A 13,092-nucleotide genomic window follows, 5' to 3' on the forward strand; every position below is an offset into this window, starting at 1 on the left:
TCCTGAGCCGAATTCCTCGTGAGCGTAGCGTGACTGGAGAATCGCGGCGTGCAATCGTAAGGTCATCGCACCCCCGCGACGGCCTCCCTCGAACGGCACCGGGTGGGTGCTGACGAAGGACCCAGCGGGGCCCGCGACATCACCTTTTCACCCGATTGCCCCAGGTCAAGCACCGCCTCGCCGGGCGTCAGCGGTCTGTGTCGCGCCTGATACCAACTGCCAGCCGGCACTTCGCCGTTCAACAAACCCCAACGAGTGGAGTTCGTACAGCCTGGCGAGGGCTTCATCGGCCGTCGTACCCGCCTCTCGGGCGATGTCACGGCCCTCGGCTGCGCCACGCCCCGGCAGCGCCTCCAACACCCGCGCGGCCACGGGATCGAGCAGGTCCCTGGCCAGTAGGGGGCCGGATCTGACCGGTGCGAGATCCCCGATGCCACCCACCAGTTCGACGACTTCGGCGGCATCGGTGACCAGAACGCCCTCCCCGCGCAGCAGTTCATGTACTCCGGCGGAGAGCCCGCTGGTGACCGGGCCGGGGACCCCCATGGTGAAACGGCCCAGCTTCAGCGCATGGCGCGCGGTGGCCAGCGAACCGCTGCGGTACTCGGCCTCGACCACGACCGTCCCTCTCGTCAGCGCGGCGATCACCCGGTTCCGGAGAATGAAGCGGCTTCGAGTCGGATGGTCCCCCGGCGGCAACTCGCTGACGAGCAGCCCCTGCTCGGCGATCCGGCCGATCAGCTCCGTGTGGCCACGCGGATATACCGTGTCGACGCCGCAGGCCAGTACGGCGATCGTGGCCCCACCCGCGGCCAGGGCTCCGCGATGGGCCGCGCCGTCGATTCCGAACGCAGCACCGGACACCACGACCCAGCCGCGTTCGGCGAGCCCCGAGCTCAGGCTCGCCGCCATGTGCGCGCCGTAGGCGGTACAGGCCCGGGCGCCCACCACCGCTACCGAACGCAGAGCCCATATCCGCAGATGGGACGGACCACGAACCCACAGCCCCAGCGGCCCGGCGTCCCCCAGATCGTCCAGCTGGCTGGGCCACTCCTCATCACCGGGGCAGATGAACCGGCCCCCGGCACCCTCTGCCGCCGTGAGGTCCCGGTCCGGATCTGCTGTGGCTGCCCGCAGCCGGTATCCGCCGATCCGCTGCCGGCTTGCCCCGGACAGCGCTTCCGGCCCGGCCGCCGCCGAGCGAAGCCTCCGCCACAGCTCCACCGCCCCGAACTCGCGCAGCCAGCGGCCGCCGTGCTCGTCACCCGGCTCGATCACCCGGGTGAGGGCAGCGCGGGCAGTCCGCTCTGCTTCCCGCCCGTCACCGGTCATCGCGCACCGCCCCGCGCCGATACCGACGCGCCGCGGTCCACACCGGTCCGCAGTTGCAGGGCGAGCGCCACATCTCGATCATCCGGGCGGTCATGGCCGGCCAGATCGGCCACCGTCCAGGCCACCCGCAATACCCGGTCGAGGCCGCGGGCGGTGAGCAGTCCGCGCTCCATGTCCCGCTCAGCCGCGCCCAGCGCACCCGGAGCGGTCACCCAGCGGGTCCGCAGTACGTGGCCCGGCACCTCACTGTTGGTGCTCCAGGGCGTCCCCGCCAGCCGGGCGGCCGCCCGTTCCCTGCCCTCCTGGACACGGGCGGCGACAGCCGCGGTGGACTGGTCCGCGCCGCACTGCCCCATCAGGTCCGACCGGCTGACCGGCTCGACCTGGACCCGCAGGTCCACCCGGTCGACGAGCGGCCCGGAAAGCCGCGCCTGATAGCGCCTGACCACCGACGGAGGGCATTCGCACAAGGCCCCGCGCAGAGAGTGCCGCCCACAGGGACACGGGTTGGCTGCCAGCACCATGAGGAAGCGGGCCGGCAGCCGCACCACCCCGGCGCTGCGTGCCACCACCACATGCCCCGATTCGAGCGGCTGGCGCAGAGCGTCAAGGGCCCGGCCCGAGAACTCCGGTGCCTCGTCGAGGAAGAGCACGCCCCGGTGCGCCAGTGAGACCGCCCCCGGCCGGGGCAGCCCGTTGCCTCCGCCGACGAGCGACTGCATGGTTGCCGAATGGTGCGGAGCGCAGTAGGGAGCCGTCCTGACCAGTGGCTCTCCCGGCGGCAGAATGCCTGCCACCGAGTGCACCGCTGTCACCTCGAGTGCTTCGCGCCGGGTCAACGGCGGCAGGATGGCCGGCAGTCGCTCCGCCAGCATGGTCTTCCCCGCCCCAGAGGGTACTTAGTGAAGGGTACACGCGACTCGACGAGTGTTTCGCTCGTATATAGAGGGGCGACTGGCATGCGAGAACCCCGACCCATCCGCACGGGGAAGCGGACGAGCCGGGGCTCATGGAGCGCGGGTTACTCGGAGCGCGTCACCCGCGCATGGTCGGTGACGACACGTCGGAAGATCGTGTGCCCTGTAGATCCGGTGTGGCGCAGGCACCAGTCAAGCGCGTCGGTCTGCTCTCCGAAGGCGCCTGACGCAGCCTCACAGCGATAGGCTGCGCAGAAAGCTTCGAAGGTGACGCCGCCTTCTGGAGCGTGCGTGATTGTGTGGTCGACGAACCGGACGATGGATCGGCTCATGACCGTACCGCCCTCTTGTGCGGGTGCCGGCTGATCTCCACGGCCAAGTCAGTCGCGTGAGAGACGTCGTGCGCGGGACTGGTCGGTGCTGACGCCATGCGCCACTGCTTCAGGAGCGCTGCACAGACGTCGCAGCCCGGGAACGCATTGGGCGGCTCGGTCGGGTCGCCTAACTGGACCGGGTCCCCCTGCGTCGTGCTTCTGTACGCCATTTCCGCTCCTCCGCTGGTCCGTCGATGGCTCCAGCGTTCCGCGACTCGTCAGCGCACCACAGGGACGGAACGGCCTACTTCTGTCACGCTAATTGGCGACGCCAAGGAACTCTGCGATTGGCCGCAAGCCGGCCGGACGGGAAGGCAACTCCCAGAGATCGCTGACGATGGCCACCGCGAGAGTGTGCTGACGCATCCACGTGGGTGCGACACGTCGAAGGGACTCCAGCGTCTTCACGGCGCCCTCGGCGTTCCCTAGGTCGGTGTGAGCCCGTGCGACGTCAAGGAGCAGCCACGTGCGCCACGATGGCGGGGTGTCCTTCGCCAGGCGCATACCTTTGGCGAGCTCCAGCGCCTCCGCCGGCCGCTCATGCTGGACCGCCAGGCGGACCCGTTCGATACGGACGGAAGACTTACTGAAGACCGACAACAGCCGTCCGTCACCCTCCGGGGGCGGCATCTTTGCCAAGCGTCCAGCGGCCTCTTCGGCTGCCCGCATCATCTTGTCTGCGTGCTCGTAGTCATCCTGACGGGCGTACGACGTAGCGGCAGACATCGTCAGCCCGCCCCACACCCGCAGCCCCGATGCGCCTTCGGTGAGCCCGTCCCGCTCCATGCCGTCAGCCGCATGCAAAGCAATGCTCGTGGCATCGTCAAGGCGGTTGGAGCGTTGGTAGGCCCACGCCAGGGAGTTACAGATCATCGGGACCAGCAGAGGATCCCCGGAGGCTTCCGCGGCAGCTATGGCCCGCTCCAGAGCCGCTAGAGCAAGATCAAGCTTGCCGAGACGGATGCTCAGGTGCCCGGCAAGCTGGAATGCCTTACCCAGCGCAGCCTGACCCTCTGAGTGCTCCTGCGACGCCGTGAGTCGGGCGTCAGCGAGGATCCCAGGTAGCAGGTTGAGCAGCTGCGGAAACTCCGCTGAGTGGTACATCGACCATGCATCGGCGATCTCTGCCCGGAGGAGCGAAGGCGTCAGTACCTCCGCCCCGTCAGGTTCCTCTGGAGGGGCGAACATGAGCGGATGGATAGCCCGACGCATGGCTACCAACTGGGGAGGGTCTGCCTCCCCCGTCGACGGCACGCCGGGCGGATCACCGAGCAGCGTTGTGAGCTCAACACCGAGCCCCTTGGCCAGCGCGTGAAGCGTGGGCAGGCGAGCAGAGCTCTTCCGCTTCTGTTCCAGCTTGCGCACGACGTCAACGGACACCTCGGCCCGGTCCGCTAGACCCTCTTGTGTCAGGTCTGCCAGGCGCCGAAGACGGCTCAGCTTGTCGCCCAAATGCTCGCTCACCCTGTAGACGGTACGCCGACGCCACCATGTAGGTGTCGATCCGTCAGCCCCTATCCGACCGATGGGGCGCAATGTCTGCTCTATCCGCTCATGAGCCGACATGATTCACAAAGCGACGCCAGCCGTCAGAGTGCCCAGCCGGACATACGCTTGCGCCACTGCCGGCCGTGCCACGGAGTGCAGAACTGGCGCACTCGTCCCGCTCCCGGGGTCTGCTCCACGTCGGATCCACACTGCGGGCACTTGATGGGCTGGCTTTTGGCGGGCTTGCTGTAGTCGTTCATGGGGTTTCCTCTCGTCGGGCATGCGGGAGCCCTGTACGGCTCCATGTCGGCTCCGTACAGGGCGGGTACAGATGTGTGAGTAGGCCGCTCTTCCATGTCGGCAGAGCGGCCGGAGTGTGCGTCAGATGCGGCGACCAGTGTTCAGATCGCCAGCGGCTGCCGAGTCATGAATTTCGATGCGATGGTCAAGAATGTCCGTGATCTCAGATGTCCCGAGATACGTGTGCGACTGGACCACGATGTTCGGAGCCACGGCGCCACTCTTCGACGCACGCATGTCGTCGTACTGGCTAGCCGTGTACGCGTGACTGCCGCCTCCGCTTCCCATCCCGTTGGCGACGATGTTCATGGAGTCGCCGTGGGAGTAGACCTGAGCGGGAGAGAGGAACCTGACGAGCTCTGGGCCGTTTTCGCCCACCCATGCAAGCTCTCCGACGCCCGGGAAGCCTCCGGAGGCATAGCCGCCCGGTCGATTGAGCGCCGAGAGGCTTCCGTACCGGTGAATCGCGTAGTTCAGACCGGCGTAGACGTTCGCGAGCGGGTCATAGATCCCGCGGCCCCGCAGCTGTCCCGCGTAGGCGTTGAACGTCGAGCCGATCGTCTGCATGAGTCCCCTTGACGGATCCCCGTGCTGAGCGTTGATGTCCCAATTGTTGATGGCGCGCGGGTTACCGCCCGACTCTTGGTTCATCCGTCGGAGGACGGTGTCCAGCCACGCCGGCGACTGGTGCAGCATGGAGAGCGCCTGAAGGACAACCGACTTCCAGCGCTGTACGCCGGATCCTCCGTTACCCCCGCCTTCCGACGGGCCGTCGCCGAATCCGATGGAGCTCAGCGCCTTTTCCTTCAAGTCACCGATCATCTTCACGGGCATAGCCGTTATCTGCTTCGCCCACGGATTGATTTCGATCGGCTTCGCGATGGACTTCACCGACTTCAGAACCTTGCCGAATAGCTTCATCGGGTCCAAGTAGCCTGCGACGTCGGAGGCGATATCGCCTGCCTTACCACCTACGGACTTCAGCCACCCGACGATACCGCCGTCAGCGAAGGCGGGCATTCCGGCGCTGATTGCGCGCTGAACTCCCGCGACTCCGCCACCACGAGCTGCGGCATTGAGTGCGTGGATTCGGCCGGCGCCAACTGCGCGCGTGACCTCCGGACGCATGATTGCCTCACCACCGCCCACGGCGATGATTTGGTTATCGCGCCCCGGGGTGTAGCCGGGAATCACACCACCAGTGGCGTACCCCTTCAGCTTCAAATCGTTCAGGTGTTTGGCGCCGGTGATGTCCGCTACGTGGTTCCACAGCGGGACAATGGCGGCGTTGTACACGTGGTCGATTATGAACTTCACGGGTGCTTTGGCAATGCCGGAGATCTGGTCCCAAGCCTTTTTGATGTTCTTGCGGCCCGTATCGAAGCTGTCCGACAGGGACGAGATTGCATCCTTTATGAACTTGAATTGCGGCTTGATACCCTTGTTGTACAGCCACTTCGCCCCGTCGGCTATGTAATCGAAGGCCGGAGAAATGGCCTTTTCCCAGAGCCACTTGGCTGCGTCACCGACAGCGTGGACGCCATCTTTCAGCGCCTTGAACTGCGGCTTTACACCCTTGTCCCAAAGCCACTTAGCCTTGTCTGCTATCCAGCCAAAAGCCGGTTCGATGGCCTTGTTGTAGAGCCACTTAGCAGCGTCCCCGACGTTGTGAATTGTGTCGTGGATGGCCTTGAATTGCGGCTTTATGGCCTTGTCGTACAGCCATTTCGCCTTGTCCCCGATCCACCCGAACACCGGCTTGATGCCGTCGTTCCAGAGGAGCTTAGCGGTGTATGCCAGGAGCTTGAACGCCAGGATTGCCGGCGCGATCAGGACCACCAGCAGTGCCGTGACCAGGATCTGTATGGCCTTGTTGATGAAGTCGAACGCCGGTTTGATGCCGTTGTTCCAGAGCCACATGGCTGCGTCGCCGACTGCCTTTACGGCTTTTTCGATCCCGTGAAATGCTGGCGTGATGGCGTTTTGCCAGAGCCACATGGCTGCGTCGCCTGTTCCCTTTACCGCCCACACGATGGCGTCGAACGTAGGCTTAAGGACCTGATTCCAGAGGAATAGGGTTGCGATCTTGATGCCGTCCCACGCCGCGTTTACCGCGTCATGGAACCAGCCGAAGTGCTTATAGGCGTAGATGACGCCGGCCGCAACAAGTGCCAACGCAGCCACGATGATTGTGATGATTGCAACGATGGGGTTAGCTTCGAACGCTAGGTTCGACGCAACAACTGCGGCAGTCCACCCTTCCGTCAGGAGCGTAGCCAGAACCATTCCGGCGCGATAAGCGACCATGATCCCGGTAAACGCGATCGTGGCAAGCTTGGTCGCGTTCATCGCAGCGTACATACCCCACAAGAGCTGAACGGCGCCAGGCATGTGGACCGCTATCCACGAGATCGCGTCAAGGAGTGGCTTAAGCACCTTGAACATGGTCTGTGACAGCGGTGCGATGGCCTTGGAGAGATCCAAGGCAGCACGCAATACGCCGCCTATGAACGACGCGAGACCTGGAGCGTTCGCCTTCACATACCCCAGGAACTTCTCAAAGTCGGGTGAGCCCTTCAGGCTCTTTCCCCACTTCGCGAAGCGGCCCGTGATCTTGTCGGACCGGTCAACGATCCCATCCATGTGCGGAAGGAACGCATCGATGATCCCGGCGATACCCGTGATGATGTTGCCGAACGCCGTCCCCAGTCCGAGAATGGCTGGCTTTACGCTCTTGTCTATGTCCTTCTTGAAGCCCTGCCAGAACGGCGTCTTGACGTTCTTCGACGCCTTGTCCCAGAGGACTCCTACCGCGTCAGCCGCGCCCTTTACGAGCGGCGTCAGAGAGGGCAGTGCGTCCTTCGCCGAGTTCACTCCGCGCGTGAAGAGCGGAAGCGTCTCCGGCTGAAGTGACTTCGACCAGTCGCTGAACGCGCCCTTCAGACCCTTGGGGCCGGCAATCGAGTCGTACAAGTCCTTCTGTTCGGGCGTCAGCTGCGCGAGCGCCTTACGCAGCTCGTCGGCCTTGGTGACAGTCTTCGCGGTCGCTGAGTTCCCCGACAGGCGAGCAGACGCCAGGCCCCGCTCCGCGGATGCGATGGACTCGTTTGCGGACACCTGCGCGTTGGCCGCGGACTTCACAGCGTCGGACACGCCACGCTGAGCGTCGGCCACCGCCTGCGCGGCTGCCTGCTGTGCGCGGGAAGCCTCCCGCTGCGCGTCGGCCACTGCCTGCGCCTGGTCCTTGACGTTCCGCTGCGCGTCCGCCACACCCTGCGTGGCCCGGACGACGCCGGCGTTACCGTCAATGCCTGCCTTCTGCTGCGCAGCCGCGGACTTCTGGAGCTCGGCGTAGCTCTGCTTCTGCTCGTGGGCGTTCTGGAGAGCCTGATCGGCCGCCAGCTTCGCGCGTTCGATCTGAAGTCGAGTCGACTTCGGATCCGCGATCGTCGCCTTCAGTTCAGCCTGCGCCTCCTGAACGCGGAGGGTGGCATCACGCTGGGACAGGAGCCCGTCATTCAGCTGGTCGTTCAGCGAGCGGAGCTGCTCCGCGGCATCCTTGCGCGCTGTGGTGAGGTCTGTCTCAGCCTGGCGAGCCGCCCTCTGCGCGTCGGCCAGCGTGCGCTCAGCGCGTGAGACCGACTCGGCTGACGTGATCTTCTGGTCAGCCGCGCGCTGTACTGCCTGTGCCAGTGTCCGCTCAGACGTGGCCACCTGCTCGTTGGCCTGCGCGATGGAGCGCGCTGCGTTGCGGTGTGCGGTTGTCAGCGTCGCCTGTGCGCCAGCCATCTGAATGGCCTTCTGCGCGGCCTGCCTGGCGGCGTTGGCGTTGCCGTTCGTCGACGTGGTGTCGTCCGCCTGCGCGGCAGTCTTCGCCTTCAGAGCCTCGGTTACACCCTTCACCGCCGGGATGCCAGCCAGTGCCAGTGCACCGAGGCCGGCGCCCGCAGCTGTAGCCATCGACGCGATTCCTCCGAGCCCGGCAAGTGCTACGGGGATAGCTGGAATGGCGGTGAGAGCCGCTGCCTGGATTCCGAGCGCCATGAGTGCCGACGAGGCGCCGGCTGTGTCGGCCTTGACGCGGATCGTCGGGTCGTCCGCGTCAACGGATGCGATCTCCGCGCGGATCTCTGCCAGAGCTGCACGGGCAGTCGCTGTGTCGGCCCTGACTTGTACGTTCGGATGCTCAGCGCCGAGCCGTCGCAGCTGCTCTTCAAGGCGAGTGATCTCCGCCTCCGCCACTCCGGCGTCAACGTCGATACCGATGCGCTTCTGAGAGAGCGTTTCGAGCTTGGCTCTGATGCGATCCAGCTCAGCGTTTACCCCTGTGTCACCGAGCCGCACATTCAGCTTCGGCATTGCTTTGAACGCTGCTGTCAGCTTGTCGCGAAGGCTACGGCTAAACGCGCCTCCGGCGTCGTCACCCTGCTTTCGCGCAGCCTGTTGGCCGGCGTTTCCTCCGCGGTTTATGGCGTCTGGGATGGCCACAACGACGTGGCGGGAGATCATTTCCCCCATTCGTCGTCCTGCCTCCTCGCCAACGCGATCCGCAACGGGGAGAACTTGAGCCTTCAGCTTGTTGTGGAACTGCGGGATTACGGGAACGACGTCAACGGCTGCACCGCCTACGATGTCTACGTCGGCCATCACTCACCACCGAGCAATGCGCCGATTTCAGCCGGGTGTCTGCGTCCGTCTAGCAGGCGTCCAAGGGCCGCTAGAGTGGCTATGGACTCCGCCACTTCCGGCGAAAGCGGCGAGCCGGCCAGTCCGCGTGCGAGCCAGGCGTAATCCCGGCAGCCGTCACCACAATAGGTCGTTGGGAGCGCACAGCCGGCGATCAGCACGAGTTCAGCGACGAACTCACAGCCGTCTCGCGCGCATTGGTAGTCGGGTTGGTTCATTTGCCCTCCAGGGCATGCGTAGAGCCCCGTAACGGCGCCGTTACGGGGCTCTCAGTGGGGTTGGGTGGTGTTGCTGCCTCTCAGGACTCGCGTGCCCGCAGAGCGGCTCTTCCGCCCTTTCGTGCGTACAGTCCCGGAACGATTTGCCGGGCGTCGGTGCGAGCGTCGAGCTTTTCCACGAGCCGCAGGAGTTCCGCGGCTTCCTTGACGTCCTCCGTCTTGAGCGCCTCCCTAGCTCTGGCCATCCATACAACGCAAGAGTGACTGCACGTCGTGCGCGGAATGGTTACCGCGTTGGGGCCGATGCGAGTTCCGCGGGGCAGGTTGCAGCCGGGCCTACTGCATGTTGCACCGTTCTCCATGGCGTTTGTCCTCTCTACGGAACGACGAATAGCCCCAACGCCGGAACGGCGGGGGCTACGGTGGTGTTGCAGGATTACGTCAAGCTAAACGGCGGTAGCTACTCGGCGTTTGGGTGTTGGGCATTCACCGGGCACTCCGGCGGTGCCGCATCTTCGACGCGCGCTCGTCGGTGTGGACAATCCACTTAGTCCCGTCGACGATCTGGATACCCTGTACCGGATCACCGCCCGACTTTCGCGTGTCGAGGATGGTTGCCGCCTTTTCCAGCGTAGACGCCTGTCGCTCGTCCCCATTGTGGGCTGCAAGCTTGGCGGCGGAATCCCAGTGGCGGCACCATGCGGAGCACCAGTCGGTGAACACCTGACGTCCCTTGGCATCTCGCGTGAACCATCGAGGCAGCTTGCACCCGTCGCGCGGGCAGATGGGACGTGGTTTGGCGTATGGCATGTGGTCTCCCTTGAGCACGTCAAAGCACCGCCGGGCGGTTGCCGGGCGGTGCATGGAATCTGAAAACGGTAATACCGCGCTTGACCTGCGACTTTACCTGCGCTTGAATGTCACACTTCCGGGGCCGCTTCCACCTGCCGCTTGATCGTCTCGCCGGCGCGATCCGTCCCGTCGTAGCTGCCGGAGTACGTCAGACGGGTCTCCAGGGGGCCCCACGGGGCCCCTTGAGGGCTCTCAGGCTGAAGTCCCAGACTTGTACGAACAGCGACGCCAAGCAGGCTTACGGTCAGGATGCTGACCCATCGGGGTTCAGGGGGTGGGTTATGCGCAGGCCAGAGGCTTGCGCCGGCGGGGACGATCACGACCGGGCCGACGCCGTGCGTGCGCTCGCCGGCCGCCCACGGTGATCATTCCCTCATGATCGATTGAGCTCAGAACTCAAGAGCGATCATGAGTCGTCGACGATCTTCACTACGTCGAAGCGACGAGCAAGCGAGCGCGCTAACGAGCCTCACTGTCACGCCTGGCCGCCAGTCTGCCGTCCTCCCACGGGGCGCACTACAGGAGGCACCACGTGGTGTCAGGAGAGCTAGCAGCCGCACGTGACACCACGTCAATGCTGCTCGGTCAGCCGGCTATGGCGAGCACGGCGCTGGGGTCGATGGTCCACAGCTTGTCGTCCGCGTCCGTCACGTTGAACGAGACGATCGGACCGACGGAGCCTGACGGCCACCCGACGGTTTCCCGGGTGACACTCGTCAAGGTGCCGGCCAGGTCAACGCCGTTGGTCGTCCGCACGATCACGTCAGCGCTCACGAGGCTGAGCGCTCGGGCGTTGATTGCGTTCTGGTAGTCGTTACTCATCTGTTGTGCCTCTCAAGTAGGGCTAGGGCGACGCCTGTTGACGCCTCCCCGGTAGTGCGGGGGTACGTCAGCGGAAGCTGTAAGTGAGCTCTGCAAACGGCTGCCCGGGGGTGCCTGTGCGTGGCGCCTTCTCCGGCTTCGTGCCGTCCGGGTTCAGTCCGTGCCTCTCGTTGTACAGAGCGGCGCCCTTGGCGAGCGGGGTACCGCCTTCGCTGCCGACGTCAACTCCCCGCGCGCCTCCAACGGACATGTCCGACGGCCGGAAGCCCGGCTGCGACTCAGCGGCAGGAGTGGGGAACGCCAGGCGCAACGCCTCGGCGTCCGCCAGCAGCTCGTCAAGCGTGGTGCCGCAGAGTGCGGCGGATTGGGCTGGAGTGAAGCCGTGGACAGCGCCGGCGGCGATCTGCTCAGTGGTGGGGTCAGTCATGGTTCATGCCTCTCGTTGTTAGGACGTCAGTAGCGCCACGCGGTCGGGTCCGCGTCAGAGACCGTTCCCGTGGGCTTCGGTGCCGCCGGGCGGGGCTGGCTGTCGTCAAGGGCGGGGCTAGTCGAATGCGGGTACACAGCCGCGGGACGCGGCGCGCGGATCTCGACGACGTAAGGCGACATGTCGCGCGTCATCAACCCCTGGTCACTCCAGACGGGCACGGCGGTTGCGCTCTCTACCTCCGCCTTCAGATCGTCGAAGGACTGCGGGACCCAGCCAGTTCCGATGCGTGCGACGTGGGCGAGGGCCGCCACGGTGTATCGCTCGGTCCTCAGCGCTTCGAGCACATCGGGCGGCACGTCATCCAAGCTGCCCTGAAGATGGCCGTAGCCTGCTCCCCGCCAGTGTCGAAGCTGGGCACGCTCTGCGTGAGTGCCTGCCATCTCGCCACGCCGCATGACGGGCGCGAGGAACTCCCACTGAGCGGCCTTGATGTTGCGGTACTCAGTTGTGAGCCCCTGGAGGGTGCTCCATGCCTTCAGCGCGTCGCCTCCGGCTGTGATGGCCTGGTCTGCCGACTGGACGTCACCGAGCTTGTCAGCGTCCTTCCGTGCGGCCTCCAGGACCGTCGCCAATCGCGTTCCCAGGTACTTGAGCGCGTCAGGCGCGTACATCTCGCGGGAGTCGTCCGCCAGGTGCTCCGTCACATCGACGGCCTTGTTCAGGGCGAGTCGTTCCGCCTCCCACACCTGCGCGTCGGCGTACGCCTTCGCGGCCTTCGTGCCGACGTCCTTCGGCCAGGCGCCCTCCGCAGTGAAGGAGTTCACCGCATCGTCGATCACGGCGTTCCGCGCGACGTCGGGAGCGACGCCGGCAGGGTGCTTGCGGAAACGCTCCTTCGCGTCGGCGTGGAGCTTCACTGTGCGGTCAATCTCCGGGACGGTGGCGAGTGCCGCCACCTCTTCCGGGTTGGTTACTTCGCGCATTTCGTTTCCCTCTCATGGGCATGAAGAAAGGGCCTGACACGTCGTCATGGCCCTAGGTGGAAAGCTCTGTATGCCGCTCAGGCTGCGCCCCATTGTGGCTGCGTCTCGAAGTACGCGGAGCGTTGAATGCGCCGCTCTCGCAGGCGCTGGCACACGCTCTCGGCCCTCGCCTCGTATCTCTTCCGAGCCTCCGCGTTGGCACAAGATCGACACTGCCTCTTGAGACCCGAAGCGTTACCGCTGTCTCTATGGAAGTTCGCCACATTGAGCGCCAATATCCTGTGGCAGCTGCGGCATGCATTACGGGGTATCTCTACGTCGCTCATGGGCGTTCTCCGTTCAGTCTCGCTTTCGCGCTGATGCGGGTAAATGAAAGAGACCCCCGGCGGGGCCCGAAGTCTGACGCCGTGCGGTAGCGGAGCCTCGTTGACGAGCGACCCCACGGAGGAGAGGAACGCTGGCTACTCGTTGACGTGCTCGACGCTGCCGCACGGCGATGCGCCGGCGGGTGGGAGAGGACCAGCGCCGACGCAGCTTTAGGGGTGTCACTTTGCGTGACGAATTCACTCGTTCAGTGCCCGATATGCCGGGTTTTCAGTGGCTCCGGTCAGAACGGCTCTGAGCGCCTGTGTGCGGCCCTGTAGCCCCGCGTGGCCCCCGGGGTCCATATCGACGCACAATCGCCTCAGA

The 13,092-nt window shown here is 65.3% G+C and carries 10 protein-coding genes and 1 pseudogene; all 11 read right to left on the reverse strand.

From position 1 onward, the window contains the following. Nucleotides 1–165: 165 nt before the first annotated feature. The 11 genes and pseudogenes from dprA to OHS16_RS07650 all read right to left on the reverse strand — a co-directional run bounded on the left by dprA (nucleotide 166) and on the right by OHS16_RS07650 (nucleotide 12,402). The gene (dprA, locus tag OHS16_RS07605) at nucleotides 166–1,332 is read right to left on the reverse strand and encodes a DNA-processing protein DprA (protein ID WP_328536414.1); all 1,167 of its coding nucleotides are present in this window, start codon (nucleotides 1,330–1,332) and stop codon (nucleotides 166–168) included. Then, nucleotides 1,329–2,228, reverse strand: a pseudogene (locus tag OHS16_RS07610) (YifB family Mg chelatase-like AAA ATPase); the annotation flags it as partial. The pseudogene OHS16_RS07610 and the gene dprA, both read right to left, overlap by 4 nt. Nucleotides 2,229–2,353: 125 nt before the next feature. Continuing rightward, nucleotides 2,354–2,581, reverse strand: a complete 228-nt coding sequence (locus OHS16_RS32095) for a DUF7848 domain-containing protein (RefSeq protein WP_443042572.1) — start codon at nucleotides 2,579–2,581, stop codon at nucleotides 2,354–2,356. A gap of 300 nt (nucleotides 2,582–2,881) precedes the next feature. Then, the gene (locus OHS16_RS07615) at nucleotides 2,882–4,087 is read right to left on the reverse strand and encodes a helix-turn-helix domain-containing protein (RefSeq protein ID WP_328536415.1); all 1,206 of its coding nucleotides are present in this window, start codon (nucleotides 4,085–4,087) and stop codon (nucleotides 2,882–2,884) included. Nucleotides 4,088–4,212: 125 nt separating this feature from the next. Next, nucleotides 4,213–4,371: a hypothetical protein gene (locus OHS16_RS07620; protein ID WP_328536416.1), complete on the reverse strand. Its 159-nt coding sequence runs from the start codon at nucleotides 4,369–4,371 to the stop codon at nucleotides 4,213–4,215. Between the two features lie 121 nt (nucleotides 4,372–4,492). Then, nucleotides 4,493–9,058, reverse strand: coding sequence for a transglycosylase SLT domain-containing protein (locus OHS16_RS07625; RefSeq protein ID WP_328536417.1), 4,566 nt, complete (start codon nucleotides 9,056–9,058; stop codon nucleotides 4,493–4,495). 337 nt (nucleotides 9,059–9,395) lie between these two features. Beyond that, on the reverse strand, nucleotides 9,396–9,560 hold the full coding sequence (locus OHS16_RS07630) for a hypothetical protein (protein WP_328536418.1): 165 nt from the start codon (nucleotides 9,558–9,560) through the stop codon (nucleotides 9,396–9,398). Between the two features lie 241 nt (nucleotides 9,561–9,801). Beyond that, complete coding sequence (locus OHS16_RS07635; RefSeq protein ID WP_328536419.1) at nucleotides 9,802–10,038, reverse strand: hypothetical protein; 237 nt, start codon at nucleotides 10,036–10,038, stop codon at nucleotides 9,802–9,804. A 714-nt stretch (nucleotides 10,039–10,752) separates the two neighbouring features. Then, nucleotides 10,753–10,989 carry a hypothetical protein gene (locus OHS16_RS07640; protein WP_328536420.1) on the reverse strand — a complete coding sequence of 79 codons (237 nt, stop codon included), beginning with the start codon at nucleotides 10,987–10,989 and terminating at the stop codon, nucleotides 10,753–10,755. A gap of 67 nt (nucleotides 10,990–11,056) precedes the next feature. Continuing rightward, the gene (locus OHS16_RS07645; protein WP_328536421.1) at nucleotides 11,057–11,416 is read right to left on the reverse strand and encodes a hypothetical protein; all 360 of its coding nucleotides are present in this window, start codon (nucleotides 11,414–11,416) and stop codon (nucleotides 11,057–11,059) included. A gap of 26 nt (nucleotides 11,417–11,442) precedes the next feature. Then, complete coding sequence (locus tag OHS16_RS07650; RefSeq protein ID WP_328536422.1) at nucleotides 11,443–12,402, reverse strand: hypothetical protein; 960 nt, start codon at nucleotides 12,400–12,402, stop codon at nucleotides 11,443–11,445. Nucleotides 12,403–13,092 lie beyond the last annotated feature (690 nt).

Source organism: Streptomyces sp. NBC_00344 (genome assembly GCF_036088315.1).
In the GTDB taxonomy this organism is placed as follows: Bacteria; Actinomycetota; Actinomycetes; order Streptomycetales; family Streptomycetaceae; genus Streptomyces.

Coding starts and splice junctions, on each gene's coding strand:
- OHS16_RS07650 (WP_328536422.1), bottom strand. CDS start 12,402: ATGCGCGAAGTAACCAACCCGGAAGAGGTGGCGGCACTCGCCACCGTC.
- OHS16_RS07625 (WP_328536417.1), bottom strand. CDS start 9,058: ATGGCCGACGTAGACATCGTAGGCGGTGCAGCCGTTGACGTCGTTCCC.
- OHS16_RS32095 (WP_443042572.1), bottom strand. CDS start 2,581: ATGAGCCGATCCATCGTCCGGTTCGTCGACCACACAATCACGCACGCT.
- OHS16_RS07620 (WP_328536416.1), bottom strand. CDS start 4,371: ATGAACGACTACAGCAAGCCCGCCAAAAGCCAGCCCATCAAGTGCCCG.
- dprA (WP_328536414.1), bottom strand. CDS start 1,332: ATGACCGGTGACGGGCGGGAAGCAGAGCGGACTGCCCGCGCTGCCCTC.
- OHS16_RS07630 (WP_328536418.1), bottom strand. CDS start 9,560: ATGGCCAGAGCTAGGGAGGCGCTCAAGACGGAGGACGTCAAGGAAGCC.
- OHS16_RS07640 (WP_328536420.1), bottom strand. CDS start 10,989: ATGAGTAACGACTACCAGAACGCAATCAACGCCCGAGCGCTCAGCCTC.
- OHS16_RS07645 (WP_328536421.1), bottom strand. CDS start 11,416: ATGACTGACCCCACCACTGAGCAGATCGCCGCCGGCGCTGTCCACGGC.